Source organism: Flagellimonas sp. S3867, assembly GCF_014698935.1.
GTDB lineage: Bacteria > Bacteroidota > Bacteroidia > Flavobacteriales > Flavobacteriaceae > Flagellimonas.
In genome coordinates this window covers 636,001-653,875 of record NZ_JACVMN010000002.1, presented here as the reverse complement: position 1 = coordinate 653,875, position 17,875 = coordinate 636,001, and the positions used below count along the sequence as shown (strand labels likewise).

22 protein-coding genes are annotated in these 17,875 nt (G+C 42.7%); 7 read left to right on the top strand and 15 right to left on the bottom strand.

Annotated elements, in window-relative coordinates:
• The 5 genes from IAG46_RS10645 to IAG46_RS10625 all read right to left on the bottom strand — a co-directional run bounded on the left by IAG46_RS10645 (window position 1) and on the right by IAG46_RS10625 (window position 2,267).
• Entirely contained in the window at window positions 1-546 is a 546-nt protein-coding gene (locus tag IAG46_RS10645) for a BfmA/BtgA family mobilization protein (RefSeq protein WP_190810338.1), read from the bottom strand.
• Between the two features lie 391 nt (window positions 547-937).
• On the bottom strand, window positions 938-1,135 hold the full coding sequence (locus tag IAG46_RS10640) for a hypothetical protein (RefSeq protein ID WP_190810337.1): 198 nt from the start codon (window positions 1,133-1,135) through the stop codon (window positions 938-940).
• A gap of 10 nt (window positions 1,136-1,145) precedes the next feature.
• Entirely contained in the window at window positions 1,146-1,595 is a 450-nt protein-coding gene (locus IAG46_RS10635) for a JAB domain-containing protein (RefSeq protein WP_190810336.1), read from the bottom strand.
• Window positions 1,596-1,680: 85 nt separating this feature from the next.
• Window positions 1,681-2,118: a single-stranded DNA-binding protein gene (locus IAG46_RS10630; protein WP_190810335.1), complete on the bottom strand. Its 438-nt coding sequence runs from the start codon at window positions 2,116-2,118 to the stop codon at window positions 1,681-1,683.
• A gap of 11 nt (window positions 2,119-2,129) precedes the next feature.
• Window positions 2,130-2,267 (bottom strand): hypothetical protein, encoded by a 138-nt coding sequence (locus IAG46_RS10625; RefSeq protein ID WP_190810334.1) that lies wholly within the window; start codon window positions 2,265-2,267, stop codon window positions 2,130-2,132.
• A 211-nt stretch (window positions 2,268-2,478) separates the two neighbouring features.
• Between IAG46_RS10625 and IAG46_RS10620 the strand changes: the two genes are divergently transcribed.
• On the top strand, window positions 2,479-2,640 hold the full coding sequence (locus IAG46_RS10620; RefSeq protein ID WP_190810333.1) for a hypothetical protein: 162 nt from the start codon (window positions 2,479-2,481) through the stop codon (window positions 2,638-2,640).
• A gap of 92 nt (window positions 2,641-2,732) precedes the next feature.
• A complete protein-coding gene (locus IAG46_RS10615) occupies window positions 2,733-3,914 on the top strand; it encodes a ComEC/Rec2 family competence protein (RefSeq protein WP_190810332.1) in 1,182 nt (393 codons plus the stop codon).
• Between the two features lie 90 nt (window positions 3,915-4,004).
• Here the strand turns inward: IAG46_RS10615 and IAG46_RS10610 are convergent, their stop codons facing one another.
• The 8 genes from IAG46_RS10610 to IAG46_RS10575 are packed head-to-tail and all read right to left on the bottom strand — an operon-like array spanning window position 4,005 to window position 10,847.
• Window positions 4,005-4,835 (bottom strand): DUF4138 domain-containing protein, encoded by an 831-nt coding sequence (locus IAG46_RS10610; protein WP_190810331.1) that lies wholly within the window; start codon window positions 4,833-4,835, stop codon window positions 4,005-4,007.
• A gap of 12 nt (window positions 4,836-4,847) precedes the next feature.
• Complete coding sequence (gene traM, locus IAG46_RS10605; RefSeq protein ID WP_190810330.1) at window positions 4,848-5,789, bottom strand: conjugative transposon protein TraM; 942 nt, start codon at window positions 5,787-5,789, stop codon at window positions 4,848-4,850.
• A gap of 11 nt (window positions 5,790-5,800) precedes the next feature.
• Window positions 5,801-6,415, bottom strand: coding sequence for a conjugal transfer protein TraK (locus IAG46_RS10600; protein WP_190810329.1), 615 nt, complete (start codon window positions 6,413-6,415; stop codon window positions 5,801-5,803).
• Between the two features lie 24 nt (window positions 6,416-6,439).
• Entirely contained in the window at window positions 6,440-7,279 is an 840-nt protein-coding gene (locus tag IAG46_RS10595; RefSeq protein ID WP_190810328.1) for a hypothetical protein, read from the bottom strand.
• A 2-nt stretch (window positions 7,280-7,281) separates the two neighbouring features.
• A complete protein-coding gene (locus IAG46_RS10590; protein ID WP_190810327.1) occupies window positions 7,282-7,863 on the bottom strand; it encodes a conjugal transfer protein in 582 nt (193 codons plus the stop codon).
• The gene (locus tag IAG46_RS10585) at window positions 7,853-10,273 is read right to left on the bottom strand and encodes a TraG family conjugative transposon ATPase (RefSeq protein WP_190810326.1); all 2,421 of its coding nucleotides are present in this window, start codon (window positions 10,271-10,273) and stop codon (window positions 7,853-7,855) included. The genes IAG46_RS10590 and IAG46_RS10585 overlap by 11 nt, the downstream gene beginning before the upstream one ends.
• Complete coding sequence (locus tag IAG46_RS10580) at window positions 10,260-10,544, bottom strand: hypothetical protein (RefSeq protein WP_190810325.1); 285 nt, start codon at window positions 10,542-10,544, stop codon at window positions 10,260-10,262. The genes IAG46_RS10585 and IAG46_RS10580 overlap by 14 nt, the downstream gene beginning before the upstream one ends.
• Window positions 10,545-10,559: 15 nt before the next feature.
• Window positions 10,560-10,847, bottom strand: coding sequence for a hypothetical protein (locus tag IAG46_RS10575; protein ID WP_190810324.1), 288 nt, complete (start codon window positions 10,845-10,847; stop codon window positions 10,560-10,562).
• Between the two features lie 200 nt (window positions 10,848-11,047).
• Between IAG46_RS10575 and IAG46_RS10570 the strand changes: the two genes are divergently transcribed.
• The 3 genes from IAG46_RS10570 to IAG46_RS10560 all read left to right on the top strand — a co-directional run bounded on the left by IAG46_RS10570 (window position 11,048) and on the right by IAG46_RS10560 (window position 12,774).
• On the top strand, window positions 11,048-11,683 hold the full coding sequence (locus tag IAG46_RS10570; protein WP_190810323.1) for an N-acetylmuramoyl-L-alanine amidase: 636 nt from the start codon (window positions 11,048-11,050) through the stop codon (window positions 11,681-11,683).
• Window positions 11,684-11,971: 288 nt separating this feature from the next.
• On the top strand, window positions 11,972-12,577 hold the full coding sequence (locus IAG46_RS10565) for a tlde1 domain-containing protein (protein ID WP_190810322.1): 606 nt from the start codon (window positions 11,972-11,974) through the stop codon (window positions 12,575-12,577).
• On the top strand, window positions 12,574-12,774 hold the full coding sequence (locus IAG46_RS10560; RefSeq protein ID WP_190810321.1) for a hypothetical protein: 201 nt from the start codon (window positions 12,574-12,576) through the stop codon (window positions 12,772-12,774). Before IAG46_RS10565 ends, IAG46_RS10560 begins: the two co-directional genes overlap by 4 nt.
• Window positions 12,775-12,778: 4 nt before the next feature.
• Here the strand turns inward: IAG46_RS10560 and IAG46_RS10555 are convergent, their stop codons facing one another.
• Both IAG46_RS10555 and IAG46_RS10550 read right to left on the bottom strand, forming a co-directional pair.
• A complete protein-coding gene (locus IAG46_RS10555; protein ID WP_190810320.1) occupies window positions 12,779-13,906 on the bottom strand; it encodes a hypothetical protein in 1,128 nt (375 codons plus the stop codon).
• Window positions 13,903-14,190, bottom strand: coding sequence for a helix-turn-helix domain-containing protein (locus IAG46_RS10550; protein WP_190810319.1), 288 nt, complete (start codon window positions 14,188-14,190; stop codon window positions 13,903-13,905). Before IAG46_RS10550 ends, IAG46_RS10555 begins: the two co-directional genes overlap by 4 nt.
• A 183-nt stretch (window positions 14,191-14,373) precedes the next feature.
• Here IAG46_RS10550 and IAG46_RS10545 point away from each other — a divergent pair, with 183 nt between their 5' ends.
• Window positions 14,374-16,569, top strand: a complete 2,196-nt coding sequence (locus IAG46_RS10545; RefSeq protein ID WP_190810318.1) for a peptidase domain-containing ABC transporter — start codon at window positions 14,374-14,376, stop codon at window positions 16,567-16,569.
• The gene (locus tag IAG46_RS10540) at window positions 16,556-17,851 is read left to right on the top strand and encodes an HlyD family secretion protein (protein WP_190810317.1); all 1,296 of its coding nucleotides are present in this window, start codon (window positions 16,556-16,558) and stop codon (window positions 17,849-17,851) included. Before IAG46_RS10545 ends, IAG46_RS10540 begins: the two co-directional genes overlap by 14 nt.
• Window positions 17,852-17,875: the final 24 nt, after the last annotated feature.

Here is a 17,875-nt window from a genome sequence, read left to right as displayed (position 1 = left end):
TCAAAGATTTTGAAGTGTTCTCTTATAGTTTTCCAGTTCCCCTTCGGTGATGTCCAACCGCAGATAGGGTTTTCCGAAGGAGGGCTTTACAAGGGTGGCGTTTTCCACCACATATTGGCTTTCCCTTTTGAGCATTTCCATTTTGTCCTTGAGCCGTTCATGGCGGATCCTGGGAACGGTGATCTCTATTGGGGGTCCCTTTTTGGGTGGTCTTTGCTCCACCTTTGGCCTTTCATGTTTGACCTTTTGTTCGAGCAGGGCCTCCAGAATGGCATTGGTGGGCTTGGTCTGAGTGATCTCGATGTCACGGATAATGGCAATGGAGGCCTCTGTACGTTTGATGGAGGTCTCTGTAAGTTTCTGGTTCTTGATGACCTCTTGGAGGAAGCTTTTGCCAAGTCTGTCCAAAGGTGTAAAGCCATGCCATTCAAAAAAGTCCATGACGGATTCAAGTGTGGACGAATAGGATTTGGCCACCTTTTTTGAAAACTGTTTGAACCTTTGGGCGGTCCCTCGCTTGAACCGTATCGTATAAAATTGTTCCATAATCCCTGTTTTTGATATGAATGGGTCATTATTTTTCGCTGTTCATGGGCCTTCCCAAGGGATTTGACCCATTTCTGGTTTTTGAGGGAAAAGCTGTCGAATACGTCCACCCCTTTGTTTATGGGCCTTTGCGGAGCAAACCAAACCCGTAGCGCCGGCTTGCCGTGCTACCCTCTCGCTATTCCGTTTCCCCGCGCGGGCGGGGAAAACTCCATACCAATCCCAAAGTATTGGCCTTGGGTTATCCTGTTGGAAAAACAATGGATTTTAAGAGTTTGGGAAGGAGGGTTTTAGGAAAAATGCAACGATACTGATGGATGGAGTGGAAAATCTTTAAAAAGAAAAAGGGAACCAAAATGGCTCCCCACTTTTTTGCCGGACAATGCCCGAATCAAATATTGAACACATAATCATAAGTGTACAACATCTTTATGGCCTCCTCGTCCATCAGTTTCTCATGATTCCCGCCATTTTTATCACAATATGATTGGATGGAATCCTTATAAAGATGTTCCACATGTTCACGGGCCATCATTAAAAGCTCTTCCTGCATCTCTTGGGTAAGGTGTGAAAAATTCAAATGGATCATGATGTGGAATTTAGAGTTGGCCGTTGTCCGCAAAACTGTAGTATTCCCCGGTTGGGGCAATGATGATGTGATCCAATATCTTGACATCAAAAAGTTCCGCTGCTTTTTTGATCTTGTCCGTAATCCGTCTGTCGTGATCACTGGCCTCTAATTTCCCACTGGGGTGGGAGTGTGAAAGGATCACACCTACGGATAGCGTTTTTAGCACCACGGCAAAAAGGATTCGAAGATCGACCAAGGTTGCCGTGATACCGCCCTGTGATATCTGGTAAATGCCCTTCACTTTATTGCTATTGTTCAACAACACGATCTTAAAGGATTCGTGGACTTCTATCGTATCCTTGTTCCATGTTTGGAACAAGAGTTCCGCTGCATCCTTGGAGCATTTGATCTGTTTCCAAAAGGGAGCGGGGATTCGCTGTTTGTAACGTATGCTTATTTCGTTGACTTGTGTTCCCATTGTATGTTCTTTTGAGAATCTATAATGAAAAAAGAGGGCGGACAATTAGGTGGCGTGCGCCCTCTTTGTGTTCATGGCTATCCGATCAAGCAGCTTTTTCTACTTTGCCATCATTGGCCTTGGAAACGGTCTTTTGTTCCTTGCTATTTGTAGTGGCCTGTTCTGGCTTTGGAGACCCCCCATTGCTTTCCTTGGCTCCCAACAACATGATCTCGGTGGCCAAGATCTCGGTAACGTAGCATTTCACGTCCATTTCGTTGGTGTAGCTGCGTGAGATCAACCTGCCCTCGATGGCAATTTCCTTGCCCTTATGGGCATACTTTTCAATGACATCAGCCTTTTTGTCCCAGGCCACCACATTGTGCCATTGGGTGGACTGCACCTTTTCCCCTTTGGCGTTTCTGTAATACTCGTTGGTCGCCATGGAAAAGCGCACCGTTTTGCTTCCGCTCTCTAGAACGGTAACCTTTGGGTCGCTCCCTATGTTCCCGATCAATTGGACTTTGTTTCTCAATGTACTCATGATTAAAAAATTTAAAGATTACTGTATAGTGAAGCCCTATCCGTCAGGGCATTGAAAACTGATTTACTTATTATATCCAGAGTGTTTTCCTTTTTGTTGTCTTTTAACTTTTGGAATGCTCCCGTTTTATTTTTTTCGTATGATTTCATCGTTATTGTTTTAAATGATTTACTTCCCATAGTGCCGTCATGTATCCTTTTTGTTGCTTATGGTGGTACAACATCCAAGCTTGCAAAGGGCGTATAAAAAGCTGGGGCGGCTTTATGCCGCCGTGACAAGAATGGATGTTGTTGTTTTGCCGTCAAAAAGGGAGAGCCGACGGCCTGGGAAAGGAGATCAATAACGGAGAATCCGAAAGGAATGGGAGCATTTAAGAAATTCAAAATGGACCCCAATGAAAGGCCTGTGTATTATGTTGATAGAATTCACCGAAAAACTTCATTTAGTCAGAAGACATTATTAGGGTACTTGCCATATCTGGACGAAGGATATTTAAAAGTGTTTTTGGCAGACTATACATAATAATTGACCGAATATATGGTTTGTATTGCTTTTTGTAGGAATTGTCTCTATTTTAATGTTTTACGCTGTTGAGAAACTTAAAATCCTTTCATATGGACATATCCAATACTATAGGTGACTTTAAAAAAATCACAATTTATCTTTTCTCCTGTTCATTTCTTTTGAGCAGTCTAGTCAATAAAATTTGTGCCCAAGACCTTGAAATTGTAAATATCAGGGTGGGACAGGGAGATGCAACATTGATACAAGGACCTGTTGCGAGCGATGGTTCACGAATCAATGTCTTGTTTGATGCAGGGGACATTCCCGAAAGGGATGGGGGCAATATAATCAGAGCGGTATTATCGAAACGCAATGTGGACCATATCGATTTTCTAATAGTTTCCCATTATGATGCGGACCATATAGGAGGGTTGGCGTCGGGAGGGGTACACGGAGTGGGCTTTCTGTTAGGGTTTAACGGGCATCCAGGAGCTGTTGGCGATGATGATGGGGATGGGGATGCTGATTGGATAGGACGAAGATTTTTCAAGCCTGACCCTGAGGAGTTTGGGACAGATGATGATATTACAGTGGGAAAATTTGTCGATCGGGGTGATGAAAACCCTCCAACATCCCAAGCATATCAAAAATATCTTCATATTGCCAATGCAAAGGGCAATAGAATTTCCTTGACAACAAGATCGGATGTGGAAAACTTTGAAATTGACCTTGGTAATGGGGCCAAATTAATAGCGCTTGCTGCAAACGGATTCGTGAGGGAAAGGATTGCAAGAGTAGGAAAGGTAAATACAGAAAATGAAAGGAGTCTTTCTTTTTTACTGCAGTATAATACGTTTGACTTTCTTATATCCGGTGATTTGATTGGAAGGAAGCACAGTAAGGAGAATGCAAAAGTTGAAGCTGCCGTTGGGGAATACATTAAGAACAAGGACATAATAGTAGATGTGCTGCATGTTAACCATCACGGTGCAAACAATGGTTCTGAAATTGAATTTTTGAAGGCTATCAAACCGATCATTGCTGTAATTTCGGCAGGCAATGGAAATACACATAAGCATCCTCACAATAGTGCGTTGAAAAGGTTGGACGAAGCACTGGTTTATAGGATCATCCAAACATCATGGGGCAGTACCGAGGCAAGGATGCCGACCAGTATCAGGGCAATTCAGGCAATTTATCAAAGCGATGTTGTTATAAGTACCGGCGGAGATGACTTCACTATTTCCACGTCGAGAAAATTCAAAACGGATAATAATCCACGTCGGCAATAATTAAGGCATAGACAACAATGATATCAGTTTTGCCCAATCCACGCAAAAAAGGATTCTGAACAATGTTCATTTATCTTCCTCTTCTTTATGTCAAGGATCAATGAATTTTAGTGAAATCATTCTGTTGGTAGAACGTTCTGAAAGCACTGCCCGCAACTTTTCCCTTTTATCCAAATGAAACCTTGGAAGGACATAAACAAAACTGGCGGTCTGTCCGTGATCAATTTTCTCAGGGATGTTATGTTTGTAGATGGGCATCAATTCCAATTCTTGGAAGGAAGCCTTTCTTGCCCTTTCCCCACTGACCTTGTACAGCTCTAATTCCCCAAATTCAAATTGGGTGCCTGAGCTGTTCCTTACTTCGAATTGGACGTATGCTCCATTTTCCATGTGGTACATGTTCGTGACGGCCAGCGAGAGTCCTTTGGTCTTTTTCTTGATGTTTTTCCGCTTGGGAAGTCGCAACAGTGCATCACAGGATTCCAGAAACTTTTCTCCGACCCTTTTAACGGGGACGGAAGAATCCCGGACAGTTTCCCTTGGAACTTCTTTTCGGGAAGTTATCCCCATCCCCTGTCTTTCAGTTCCGATACGTTCCGGTTCGGTGATGAACCGATTGGGATACTGTAGTTCTTTGGCATAACGGATGATGTAGGAGTATATGCTGCCGTCATCCGTGATCACCAATAGATTACTGTCCTTTCCGGGAACGGCCTTCAACAATCCCAGGGTCTGTTGTTTTTCACGGTTATAGGTAAAGACAAAATTGCTGTTCCCCACAATGCCCTGTTTGATCTCCGAGGGAAAGAAAAGGGCCATGTTCATATGCTCATTGGCATAAATGGTGTCCAATGTTCTGTTATTGCTGGCTTGGGCGATTACGGTCAGTAACGATCCCAAAATGATAAATATTCTTCTCATGATGTTTTTTTGTTAAGGCCCTTTACGGGCAGCTTTCAATAGGATTTTATAATTTTTGTTCACTGTTGCCCTGACCTTTCGGTTGGAACGTTTAAAGATGTTCTTCAACCCTTTGACCTGGGGGACGCCTGGCACATTGATGTCATCCATGGCATCGTCCACCATTTCTTTGGAGGCCTCGGCCCTAAAGGTGTTCCTGATATAGAGCCCTTCGAGACCGTCACTATAGTCATGGGCTGTTAGTTTTATGGGGAGGTGGCCGATGTTCCCGATGTCAATAACAACCCTATTGGGTTTGAAGGAGACAATGCCAAATACCACAGTGTTCTTAGGGAAGGTCATACCATCTATTGTAATTTTCTCCAGGGTACGGAACTCCAAACGGTCATTTGTCCTTACGGTCTGCTCCCGCCATACCATGGCCGGAAGGACCATTCCATTATCGGTAGCTCCCGGAAGTGGGGATGAGGCAAAGAACAGTTGTTGTTCCACGGCCATTTCCTGAATAGAGGGTGGCTTGGCCACATTGGGTTTTGGTACCATTTTCGCTTGGGCCTTTTTCTTTAGGACCTTTTTCCCCATCTCCTTTTCTTCAAGCGTTTTTCGATAGGTTCCCTTGGAGTAATCAATACGGCCCAATCTATAGATGCTGTCCACGATACGGGCCTTTTCCCTATCGATCAGATCTGGATCAAAGAGCCCCGTGGAATCTAGATACTTTTCATCATAGATACTTGGGGCATTGCTTGTTCTTACCTCCTTGAGGTCATTGATGGCCTCCAGTTTGGAGGTATATTCCTTTTGCCCCTCTTCCAATTGGGGCACCTCTGGGTGGTGCAGTTGGGATCCCGCATCATCTCCACCCGACAGGAAGAGCATGGAATAGACCACCATAAAAGCGATGACCAATCCAATGACGATCCCAAAAACGATTTTCTTTTTATTCAACTTCATAGTGTTGCTCTTTAATATTTGTCATTGACCCTTCTCAATGAATTTTCAAAATAGTTGCCTATCAACAGCCCATGGGCGTTGTTGGGAAAGTTCCGGTCCACCTGGACAAGGCTACCCGAGGTCTTTAGCTCATAGGTATCGGTCACTGTCCCCCGATCGATCTCAAAAATCACTGTTGCCCTGAACGAGCAGCCTCCTTCCCGTATGGAAAGTTCGGTGTCCACTGAAATGACCTTTTGGACCAGGGAATATTGCAAAAGCCTGTTATAGACCCCATCTGCCTTTTTCTGTCGGTACACATTGTCCACGGAACTGTCCCCGAGCCAAAGGGCCTTTTCGATGTTCCCTTGATAATTACTAGCATCGATGCCATAGAAATAATGGTGGAACAGTTCCAAATGGGACAGGGCCTCCACCTCAAGGTTTTCATTCTGATCGGCCCATTTCAAGGGAATGACCGAACCGTCCGTTCCTATGGCGAACGTCCCTCCCTTGCCTTCTTGGTACATCTTATAGGACAGCAAGCTTGAAAAAGAGGTGGAAAGGCTCGAGACGATGACCACGGTCAATACCACAAAACGGTTCGCCCTAAGGATTCCCTCGATGTCTTTGTACATTGTCTTCATATGATTTGAATTTTATGATTGGATTTAGGCGCCAAAAAGTTTCAGTGAGAATGAGGTTGCCCTTCGGTACAGTTTGAACTTCAAGAAGACGATGAACCCAACGGTGCCCAGTTCCACCAAGGGAGCAAAGACGCTACTGCCATATTCCGTTCCAAACAGGTTCACCCAAAAATCCTTGGTGAGTTCCGTATAAAGGGCATTGATAAAGATGTTCACCAAAAAAAATGCAGGCACCAACATATATACTGCGGCATAGAGCTTGAAAAAGGTATATGCTAGGCTCCTGAACTTCTCAAAGACGGCCAAGCTGATGACCAAGGGAAAAAACGCTCTCATGATACCCAAAAGAAAGAACCGTTCCGCCAAAAAAAGTGGATAGATGAACAGGTCCAACAGCCAAAGGAACACACTGATGATAAAGGCCAAGATCCGCATTCCATAAAAGGGACTGACCAGGGCTTCGTACAAAAGGGCCAATCCTTTGCTCGCGGCATCCAGAATTCCCGCTTCCTCCTCAATTGAAATATCCTGTAATTGTAGTGGCAGAAGGTCCGGGGCCGTATTTCGATATTGGTTTTCAATGCTGACCAATATGTTGTCAAAGACCCCCAGGACCTGGTCCGAGAATATGACCAGGATGACCACGGCAAAGTTCTTGGCCAGTTCCGTTGGTGTAAGGCCCCAGGTATGTCCATCCCGCTGCGCAATGCCCTCATTGTACTTTTTCATGATGTTGATCAAGAAAAACAGGATGGCCAGGGCCTTCATGCCTGTAAGGGTATACTGTGAAAAATCGCTTCCCGTGATGGTATCATATACCGCATCCACATATTCCAAACCAATGCCCAGTGCAAAATTCGCCATGATCAATAATTGGTTTTACGCTCGTTGATCATGGCCTGCATTTCACGGAAAGAAATGATGTCGCCATATCTTTTGGTCCTGCGCTGGATCTCGCCCACCATTTCCTTGGAGCGCATTTCCTTTTCCTTGAGCACCGTGGCCCTTTCCGCATCGGTCATTTTCAGAAAGTCACTGGAAAGGATCTGTTCCACGAATTCAAGGTCTTCCAAAGAATTTTCGATGATGGCATTGAAGGATTCCGATAAGCGTCCCACCTCTTCCGGTCGGATGTGCGGTGAGTCCAGGATCTGCCTGAGGTCCTTGCGTACCATATCAAATAGGCGTTTGTTGTTCCGTGTGAGTTCCTGTACGGCCTTTAACTGTTTGATGACATCGCTGACCTTTTCGATGCGCTCTTTCTGTTCCCGTAAAAATTCCACGGTCTTCAAGAGTTCGGCTGTCTGTTTGGCCGATTCAACTATCTGTTTGCCCAAAGTGATAAAGTTGGTGTTGTCATACACGGGCATCCCCTGGCAGGCAGCGCCTGCAGGCATTAAAATGGTGAAAGTCAGGGCAATGCCCAATGTTCTCATTTTACTTTTCATGATGTTCTTGATTTTGATGAATAAACTTTTTGATGGCCGTCTCCATACAGCCGGTTTCTTTATAGAATTCCATAATGATTTTGTTGTCGGGGCCATCTGTCAGGTACGCGGCATATACCTCTGGCGGGACCTCCAACCTGAAAATGTTGCTTTCCTTTCCGATCTTTATGAAGATTTCGGTGTACTTCTGCCTTGCGGAAAGATTGTTCCTGATGGACCTGAGTTGGTTCAGGTCATGGGAGGAAAGATGGAGCCTTTCCTTTAGCGCATCATATCCCTTTTCGTTTCTAAGGCTGTATATGACCTGGGTGTTCTCAAGGATACTGGCCGAGGTGGAATTTATGGGCAACTGGTTTATGGACTGCAGGATGATGCCTATGGCCCCTTCCTGTTTGCGTATGGCCTGATAGTAAAATTCCACGCTCTCCAGTACATTGTCGAACTTAAGCTGTTTGGCGAACTCATCGAAAAGGATGATGCCACGTTCGTCCCTGTTCTTCCAGATGGTACGCTGAACGGCCGTTTTTATGAGCTTGAGCATTACGGAGAGGATCTCCTTGTTGTCCTTGACCTCGTCCAGCTCGAAAACGATCAACCTCTTGTCCTCCAGACGATAGGACTGGTCCTTGCTCGAGGCAAAAAGGAAACTATAGATACCGCCCCCGACATATTCGGAAAGAATGTGCAGGAACCTTTTGATATTGAAATACCCGGGGTGGATCTGTAATCGGGAGAGCCGTTCCTTTCCGTATTTGCCTACAAATCGGTAGAAACCGTCAAGTGAATGCAAGGAACCGGTTTTTTCCCCGTAATAGAGATGTAATATTTTCTTCAGTGCCACCGATGCCTCTTTTGATGGTTTTGTTCCCATTCCCATGAGCTCAAAGAGAAATATGGAAAGGTCTTCCAAATGTTCCGGGGTAACATGATCGGCATGGGTCACGTAAAAGGGATTGATACCAAGGCTCTTTCCATTTTCATATCGGAGCACGGTATAGTGTTCGGGGTAAAGGCTTGCGAACTTGGTATAGGAACCGCCCAGGTCAATAATGACCAGCCGGACACCCTGTTCGAAAAATTGCCTTAGAATGTTGTTGGCCAGAAAGGACTTGCCCTCGCCCGTCGGGGCAAAAATGGCAAAGTTCCGTGCCTTGATACGCTTTTTGTGCTGGTCCCAAACATCCTTCAAGACCGGAATATTGGACTCCCTATCGTTGAACAAGATCCCTGCCCCGTCAGTTCTGTAGTTGGAACTGTTGATCCATAGGCAAAGGGCATGTTTCAGGTCGGTCACATAAAGGTCCTCATTGGAAAAATTGGAGGCAAAACAAGGAAAGCTGTTCAGGATGTAGTTTTTCCGCTCCTTTCCACAGGGACGGTATGGGGCGATATCCAGTTCCTTGAGCTCGGCCCTTATCTTTTTGGAAGTGTTTTCAAGTTGTCCGGCATCCCGGTCCCAGTGCATGACATTGAGGTGTCCACGAACGATCCTTGAACTGTCATCGTTGTTGATCTGGTCAAGAATTTGTCCGATCTTTTTGAGGAGGACCTTGTTCTGTGTTCCGAAGTTGGCGCTTTTTTTGAGCTCTTCAGCTTTCTTCTCCAACCGCTTTCTCCACTGGTGCTTGTCGTCCAGATAGATGATCTGGTTCACGGTATGGTTTTCCTTTAGGAAAAGGCCCAGCCCATCGATGAACCCCTGATGGAAGGTGAAATCATCAGAAGTGAAACGGGCGTTGACCTTACTGGTCTGAACACTGTCCCCAAAGCAGGATTCACTGTTGATGGCAAGTACTTCAAAATGGTTGTTCCCGATGGTGACCCTGGGCCCATCAAGGATCATATCGGTATCATGATCATTATGACCATTGAACTGCTCTTTGGTGAGCGCCATGATCTCATCTTCGGTCATGGCCGACAATTGGATTTTCGCCCCGTTGTTGATATAGTTCACCGAATCGGTCACGGAGGCCAAAAACCGTTTCATGGTATCATCGAGCTCCTTGGGCAGTCCATGGGGCGTCCTGTTAAAGGGGTTGACGTATTTGGGATTGTTCAGCGCCCTGTTCTTTGGACAGGCAAAGAAAAGATAGCTTCTATGTGCCATATGTTCCCTGCCCTTGAAATGATCATGGGTCGCCCGGGACAAAAAGGTATTACTGGGAAGGTATTCCGAAGTGAAGGATGATTTGAGATAAATGTCCTGCTTGTGTACAACGGTTCCGACCGGAAGGGACCTAAAGGCCTGGAACCAATTGCTGTGCAGGTCCTCCAGATCTTTTTCAGAAAGGGAATGGATCTCAGGGAGCAAAACTTTGTAACAGGCCAGCACATTGCCGTTATTGGTAAAGATGACATTGTCCAGGATGTCCAAAATGGGATGATGGGATGCGATGTTAACTTTCGACATGGTTCAATAGATTGTCCCGTTTATTGCTGATACGGTCTGGAAAGACCTTGTTGAAGTCCAATAGGCTCTTGTCTGATGCTGTTTTGGTCAGGCCTACATACCAACAAAGGTTCCATACCATAGCCAGAATGATGACCAGAAGGCTGAAAGAAAAAATGATGATGAGCAGGGATGCCAAAATGGAGAGGATCATTAGGGCAAAGAGGGATATGGGAAGCCCCCATATCCTTGCCCCTTTGCGGATTTCCCTATATATCTTGTACTTTCTCATTGGGAATCAAATAATTTAGACCACGATACCGATGAGATAGGTAAAGATTCCGACCACGGCCCCGGCAATGAGCACGAACACCAATACCCGTGTGATTCCTTTTTTGAGATCCGCGTTCTCGCCAAAAAAGTGGCCCGCGTTGAAAAGGAAGCCAACTAAAAAGATGACCCCTAAAAGCAAGGGAAAAATGGTTCGGATGGTATCGGAAATATCGTTTACCGAATCCTCGATACCTCCGATCTGCGCAAAAGCGGGTATACCTGTAAGGAGCATTGCCCAAATGGATACAACTGTTTTTTTCATGATTTTTCGTTTTACAGGCATCGCCTGTTTGGTTAATAATCGATTGATGAACAAACTTTTTCGAAAAGTATCGTGATGATGGGGAAAAGGATGGAAATACCCTAAAAATTAACGGACTACAGCGTTAAATTTTAAAGAATCACAACTGTTTTTGGGAAACCATTGAATATTGCACAATGAATCTATAAATGTGATTAGCTATGGAACGGACTAAGGCAATGCTCTTATTTGGAATGTTTACCGCCTTTCTGAATACACGGGCGCAAGATGTCATACAAGTAAAACCGATTATTATTGTTGACCCGGGACACGGGGGGCTTGATTCGGGTGCCATAGGGGCCAATGGGCTTAAGGAAAAAGAATTGACCTTGAAGATTGCCCAGGCCATAGTGCACTATAATAGGACCTTGTTGGACAATCAGTATGATATTTACCTGACCCGATACATGGACACTTTGATCTCATTGGGCCATCGTACCAAACTGGCCAAGGTCTTGAATGCAAAAATCTTTGTTTCCCTACACTGTAACCACGCCGACAACCGTGGGACTAATGGACTGGAGGTATACTTGTTCAATGGTTTTGTCCCAAAAAAGAGCTTGACCATGGCAAAAGCCATGGATGGATACTTACAGCAACAATTGGGATATCGGAGCCGTGGTGTAAAGCGGGCCAACTTTCAGGTACTTCGGGACAACAGGGAGGTATGCCCGGCACTGTTGTTGGAACTTGGTTTTTTGTCCAATGAGGATGAAGCAACCCACTTGGAGGGCAAGGAGAAAATCAGGGCATTGGGATTGGCCATATTGATGGGAATCAAAAAGGTATTACGATGAAAATACTATTTGTAGAGTTGTTCCGGATATTGATTGTAGTCATCAGCACTGTGTTAAAGGAGCTTTTGCATTTTATCCTTGAAATTAAAAAGAAGAGACCATAGACATGGTCAAATACATAACCTAGTGGAATCAATGAAATAATTGAATATGATGTATTTATTCACAATTTGATGACAAATTAACTACCTTAGATAGTTAAGAAATTTCCTTTTATAACTGATATTGTTTTCTTGAGAAATGCCGCCAAACACAAACATAAATGCAGGTAATGGAACCAAATCTGAAATGCAAGTTGAACTTAGTCGGCTAAAGCGGGATTTAAGAAGATATGAAGCTACATCAGACCCTGATGATGATATCATTGAAGAATTTGAAGAAAATATAGAAAGATTAAAGAACTATATCAATGATAAGGGAAATTCTACTTTGGCAGATTGTGAGGTCAGTCTAAGTTTCAATGGACAATTTCTTAGGGCGTCAGATGGACACTTTTGGCCCGCTGCATCTGGGAAGAGATTGCCCAACGGCTCGTTTGACTATTCCAATGCCAGACAACGTCTCCCAAATGTAGGCCCAATACCAGAAGGCATCTATTGGTTAAATCCATGTGAACTGAATACAACAAGCCCAAGGCACAGATTGCCCAGTTCGATAGCCAGGTGGGGGAGGGCAAGTATCTTGATTCACCCATTTGAAACAACGCACACCTTTAGTAGAGGAGGCTTCTTTATTCACGGGGGTACTGAATTGGGTTCGGCGGGGTGTATAGATTTGGCTGGGTCTATGTTTGCCATACCAACAACCACAATCACTTCGTTTACCCAGTGGCTTCAAAGGGGAAAGTTTTGTGGACACAAATGTAAGATCAAACTAACGGTAGATTACCCATGATTTATATATTGTTTTTAGGGATACTGATGATTATAGTGGGCTCTGTAGTTTGCATTCGCAATTGGAAAGAGCGTAAAATTGTGGTCGATGACCTTGAGATGCAATACCTGGCAAGAAGTGGGGCAAGAAAAATGCTTTTCATTGGTTCTGTTGTGATTTTCATAGGTGTTGTGCTGATTATTTTTTCTTTGATGTAAGGGATTAAATATCTAAATCACACCATAACATGGGATGTTGGCTAGCAGTGTGCTTTTCATTTTTAATTGTGTTGAAAATACCCCACTTGGGCCTGTTTTTATGCCCCATCCCTTTTCTGACTAGGCCACAGTTTAAAGTAGCATTAAAGAGACCTTTGGACAACATCAGATAATCCCGTTGTTTGATGTTTACTCCCATTTTGTAGGCACCCAGCCTGAAATAATCGGCATCTTTTCCTTTGTCCAAGTCGACCGAAAAACTGAGGTGCTTTGTAATATCCCGTAACTCGGTGTCCTGGATTATAGGGGCAATGGCATTGCTATAAGATGGAGCGTTTAAGGTTCCAACTAGTACTGAAGGGTTGGTGGTATTTAGTTGTTTTTTGTTAAAAAGGGTTGCAATATGTTTGGACTGTAATTTTTGACGGGCCGCAAAAAGTTCCAGATCATTATTGTTGTTGGTGAAGTGTGTGCAGTGGATGTCCAGGTACATCCCAGAGCAGGTTTTAACCCTATATTTTTGCAGGTCAACATCAAATATGGGGTTGCCATTGCAATCAGGAGTATTTACATGGGTCTGAAGGGATTCAAGATTGAACCCCTTTTTGGCCAATACCCCAATACCACGTCCGTATGTGTCATTGGTTGGCAGGAAAACAATTTCCTTGTATGGAGAAGTTTGCTCAGAGGACAGGAAGCTCTGGCCGAACTTTAGGAGTGAATCCCTGTCCTCAACTTCTGCCAATATCAAAACATCGGGGTCCACTTCGAGTATGACCTTGGCCTTGTTATGAATCGCCACATCATCGATTGGTATGGAATCAATTTTTGCCCACCCTTCCCAATGGGTCAAATGGGAGGCCTTGGGCATTTCCATATCAACTCCCCTTTTGATCCGTAGCTGGCCCATTGTATTCTTGATTGTATAATAGGGCGTTTGCTCGTCTTTATCAAATCCCAAAAAATGAGAAAGTATCCGCATCCTGTCATAGTCACTTTGGGAGCTATGTTGCCGTAACATTAAGTTTTCGAACTCTTGGGTCCATCGAACCTTGTTTTCATTGTTATACAGGTTCACCAAACCAATGTGACGGTGGAATATGTTCTGTATGTTGAAGAAAGCCAATTTCACAGCCTGTCCTTAAGAAATAAATTCTTGTTATCCATAAGGATTTTGTGTATTTCCTCTTCATCATAGTAGATAATTCCTCCCAATTTGGAATAGGGGACGGTTTTGTTTATCCTGAAATTTTGAAGGGTTCCCGGACTTATTCCCAACTTGTTCATGACCGTATTGGATTTTATCCAACGATCCAAAGTGATACGGTCATTTTTTAATAGAATCTCTTTGATCTCTTCCAAAAGAGACTCCTTGAATCCCTCTAGATCTTCCTGGGTTAAAATATTTGCTGGCATCTTAACGTGTTTATAATCAGAAGCAAAAGTGTTCTATTTGATTTAATTGTATTCACAAGGATTTCCCCAAGTTGGGCGATAATTTAACATTTGGGCTACTTTAATCGGATTTTTTGTGGGATAACTGATATTATTGGGGTTGTAATTTTCTTATCTACTATATTTAGAGCTTATATTTCTAGCATGTTTCGCACTAGTTTTCCAAACTTTAAGCAATTGGACAAAATGGACTGTGGTCCAACATGTTTAAAGATTATTTCCAAGCATTATGGAAAGGAAGTTTCACTTGAAGACCTTAGAAAATCCTCTTATATTGATAGAGAAGGTGTTTCTTTGGCGGGAATTAAGGAGGCAGGGGAAAGAATAGGTTTAGAAACCTTCTCAGTATTAATTACCTGGGAAGATTTACTCAACAAAGCTCCATTACCATGCATTGTACATTGGGAAGGAAATCATTTTGTGGTTGTATACCGTGTAACAAAAACTAAGGTATACATTTCAGATCCAGCAAAGGGAAAATATACTTTAAGTGCTGGCGAGTTCAAAAAAGGATGGCTTTCAGAAGAGAACCAAGGAGTTGCAATGCTCTTGGAACCAACCGACACCTTTACAAAAGGGAAGCTACACAGCAGAGATGATAGGAACCATCTTATAAAAACTCTAAAGTATCTTTTTGATTACAAGAAATTGTTATGGCAATTATCATTAGGGCTATTATTATCATCCATCATCCAATTGGCTCTACCATTCTTTACTCAAAGTATAGTTGATTATGGAATAGAGAATCAAGATTTAGGTTTTATACAGGTGATTCTTATTGGACAAGTTTTCTTCGTGCTATCCAAAGGAGCGGTAGAAATCCTTAGGGATTGGATTCTATTGCATATCTCCATGAGAATCAATATCCGTATGATGAATGATTATCTTACTAGACTGATACAACTTCCAATATCCTTTTTTACTGGAAGGGGAATTGGGGACTTGGTAAGGCGAATCAATGATAATGAAAGGGTTGAGGAATTCTTCACTAATGGTTCATTGACATTTTTGTTCGATATTTTCAACATCGTCCTTTTTGGGTTTGTATTGGCCTATTACAACCTAAAGATATTTTTGGTGTTCCTCTTGGGTTCTGGAATCTATTTGATTTGGTCATTGGCATTCATGAAGAAAAAGGCTTTGTTGGACACAACTTATTTTGGAACAAGTGCAAAGAGCCAATCCAAGATTCTTCAGATAATTTATAACATAGAGGATATCAAGGTGAATGGATCTGAAGACAGGCGCAAAAAGGAGTGGTACGAGACCCAACTTGACCTTTTCAATATCACCTCAGAAAACCTAAGAGTCCATCAGTTGCAAACCAATGGGGGTCAGATTATCAATGAATTAAAAAATATTGCGATTATCTTTCTTTCCGCATATGCAGTTGTGGAAGGCGTCTTTAGCCTTGGTGTCATGTTGGCCATACAATTCATCATTGGTCAGCTAAACGTTCCTTTAAGCAAAATGATTGATTTCTTGTTGGACTATCAAAAAGCAGAGTTGGCGGTGAAACGTCTTTTTGAAGTATGGAATGAAGAACCTGAAGGGCATAATTTGGAGGGGATTGCGAAGGCTCCACACCGAACCATTACACTTAGAGATGTTTCTTTTAGATATGGTCCTCCTGGAACCAAGGAAGCATTATCCAATATTAACATGGAAATTCCCAGGGGAAAAGTAACCGCTATCGTTGGACATAGTGGCTCAGGCAAATCTACCTTACTAAAGCTTTTATTGCAGTTCCACAGCCCAACAAGGGGAAAAGTTGAAGTTGGGAAAATCTCATTGTCAACAATAACACCCAAGGATTGGAGAGAAATTTGTGGTGTAGTGCTCCAAGAAGGGCAACTATTCGATGACACGATCGAAAGGAACATTACCGAGTCTCGATCAAAAACGCCATTGAATGTAGAACGCTATCAGCGAGCCATAGATTTTGCTATGTTAAGGGGTTTTGTGGACGATTTACCTCATGGTTCTAAAACTAAAGTTGGAGAAAATGGGATAAAATTAAGTGGAGGAGAAAAACAAAGAATATTAATGGCCAGGGCCATTTATAAAGACCCTAAATACTTCTTTTTGGATGAGGCTACCAGTTCTTTGGACTCCATCAACGAAAAAGGAATTCTCAAGAATTTGGAATCCTTCTATAAAAACAGGACAGTAGTTATTGTGGCACATCGGCTTTCGACAATTCGCAACGCAGATAATATCATTGTATTGGAGCATGGAAATGTTGTGGAACAGGGAACACACAAAAAGCTTTTGAAAAGCAAAAGTGTTTATTGGCGATTGGTAATGAATCAAATGGACTCAATAGATGATGGACGATAAGGCTATTTTTTCAGAGAATTTTTTGAACCGCCCTCCCAACTGGATGATGAGGAAGGGAAACGTTATTCTTTTTCTTTTTTTCTCAATGCTTGTTGTCTTTGCGTTCTTTTTGAAATATAATGAGGTAATCAATGCCGAAATATTGGTTACTTGTGAAAACCCTCCTGTTGCTTTATACAGCAAAAAAGGTGGAAAACTGGTTTATGTCAACTTTAGGTCTGGTCAAGATGTGAAGAAAGATGAGATTCTATCGGTTGTGGAAAACCCTTCAAAATGGGAGGATGTATTTCACCTTAAGGAACAGTTGAAAGATACCGACACAAATATGGTTCGCACATTAGACGAGCTCTATCAAAAATTCCCAAGTGACTTAGAATTGGAAGTAAATATCCATATGTCTTATCAGAAATATCTAAAGGCATTTCACAATTATTTGCTTTACTTAAATCTAGATCAGGAGGAACATGAGAATGAAAACCTAAGTTTGAGGATAGGGAGGTTAAAAAGACAAATAAAAATAAAACAGGTTCAGTTAAATGCTGCCAGGAGGAACTATGCTCTTGCAAAACAAAGTAATGATAGGCAGCAAGGGCTTTTGAAAAAAGGTGTAATCTCCCAACAGCAATTGGATGCTAATGAGCAGGAAATGTTGTCCGCACAAAATGATGTTAATAGAATCAAGGAAGAGATTGAAGCATTACATGTTGACACACTCAATTTGAGCGACCAGAGCTTAAAATCATTGAACAGGAACATTATCAATTCATCTTCGTATTTTTCGGAACTCCAATTGGCAAAACAAGAACTAAAAGGCAAAATTGATATATGGGAAAATGACTATGCCCTTAGAAGTCCAGTTTCAGGAACTATTACAGTTTTTGATGTTTGGAACAATCATCAACATGTGCCCAAAGGGGAGCATGTACTTACTATAGTTCCTGATGAAAAGAAGGAGCTCATTGGAAAGTGTAAAGTCCCGATTAGGAATTCTGCAAAAATCCGAAAAGATCAGGAAGTTGTCATAAAACTTGATAATTACCCTTATCATGAATGGGGGCTTATCAAAGGTAGGGTCCTAAACATATCAGAAACACCCAAAAAAGGGGATGAAGTTTATTATTCTGTATATGTAGAGATTCCAAACTTAACCACAACCTATAATAAAGAAATCGAGTTTAAGCAGGAAATGATGGGAACCGCAAAAATTGTTTTGCAGAAAACCTCATTGTTGGAGAGGGTTTTTTATCAATTTAGGGGACTTTGGGCAGATGTAAATTATTAGATTAAAATGTAAAAAATGAAATGT

Bases quoted from the DNA above. Each gene is read 5' to 3' on its own strand.
- IAG46_RS10565 (WP_190810322.1), top strand. From the start codon at position 11,972: ATGCAAGTTGAACTTAGTCGGCTAAAGCGGGATTTAAGAAGATATGAA.
- IAG46_RS10630 (WP_190810335.1), bottom strand. From the start codon at position 2,118: ATGAGTACATTGAGAAACAAAGTCCAATTGATCGGGAACATAGGGAGC.
- traM (WP_190810330.1), bottom strand. From the start codon at position 5,789: ATGAAGTTGAATAAAAAGAAAATCGTTTTTGGGATCGTCATTGGATTG.
- IAG46_RS10635 (WP_190810336.1), bottom strand. From the start codon at position 1,595: ATGGGAACACAAGTCAACGAAATAAGCATACGTTACAAACAGCGAATC.
- IAG46_RS10575 (WP_190810324.1), bottom strand. From the start codon at position 10,847: ATGAAAAAAACAGTTGTATCCATTTGGGCAATGCTCCTTACAGGTATA.
- IAG46_RS10625 (WP_190810334.1), bottom strand. From the start codon at position 2,267: ATGAAATCATACGAAAAAAATAAAACGGGAGCATTCCAAAAGTTAAAA.
- IAG46_RS10610 (WP_190810331.1), bottom strand. From the start codon at position 4,835: ATGAGAAGAATATTTATCATTTTGGGATCGTTACTGACCGTAATCGCC.
- IAG46_RS10615 (WP_190810332.1), top strand. From the start codon at position 2,733: ATGGACATATCCAATACTATAGGTGACTTTAAAAAAATCACAATTTAT.
- IAG46_RS10585 (WP_190810326.1), bottom strand. From the start codon at position 10,273: ATGTCGAAAGTTAACATCGCATCCCATCATCCCATTTTGGACATCCTG.
- IAG46_RS10540 (WP_190810317.1), top strand. From the start codon at position 16,556: ATGATGGACGATAAGGCTATTTTTTCAGAGAATTTTTTGAACCGCCCT.
- IAG46_RS10590 (WP_190810327.1), bottom strand. From the start codon at position 7,863: ATGAAAAGTAAAATGAGAACATTGGGCATTGCCCTGACTTTCACCATT.
- IAG46_RS10600 (WP_190810329.1), bottom strand. From the start codon at position 6,415: ATGAAGACAATGTACAAAGACATCGAGGGAATCCTTAGGGCGAACCGT.
- IAG46_RS10560 (WP_190810321.1), top strand. From the start codon at position 12,574: ATGATTTATATATTGTTTTTAGGGATACTGATGATTATAGTGGGCTCT.
- IAG46_RS10645 (WP_190810338.1), bottom strand. From the start codon at position 546: ATGGAACAATTTTATACGATACGGTTCAAGCGAGGGACCGCCCAAAGG.
- IAG46_RS10580 (WP_190810325.1), bottom strand. From the start codon at position 10,544: ATGAGAAAGTACAAGATATATAGGGAAATCCGCAAAGGGGCAAGGATA.
- IAG46_RS10550 (WP_190810319.1), bottom strand. From the start codon at position 14,190: ATGCCAGCAAATATTTTAACCCAGGAAGATCTAGAGGGATTCAAGGAG.
- IAG46_RS10595 (WP_190810328.1), bottom strand. From the start codon at position 7,279: ATGGCGAATTTTGCACTGGGCATTGGTTTGGAATATGTGGATGCGGTA.
- IAG46_RS10620 (WP_190810333.1), top strand. From the start codon at position 2,479: ATGGGAGCATTTAAGAAATTCAAAATGGACCCCAATGAAAGGCCTGTG.
- IAG46_RS10640 (WP_190810337.1), bottom strand. From the start codon at position 1,135: ATGATCCATTTGAATTTTTCACACCTTACCCAAGAGATGCAGGAAGAG.
- IAG46_RS10545 (WP_190810318.1), top strand. From the start codon at position 14,374: ATGTTTCGCACTAGTTTTCCAAACTTTAAGCAATTGGACAAAATGGAC.
- IAG46_RS10570 (WP_190810323.1), top strand. From the start codon at position 11,048: ATGGAACGGACTAAGGCAATGCTCTTATTTGGAATGTTTACCGCCTTT.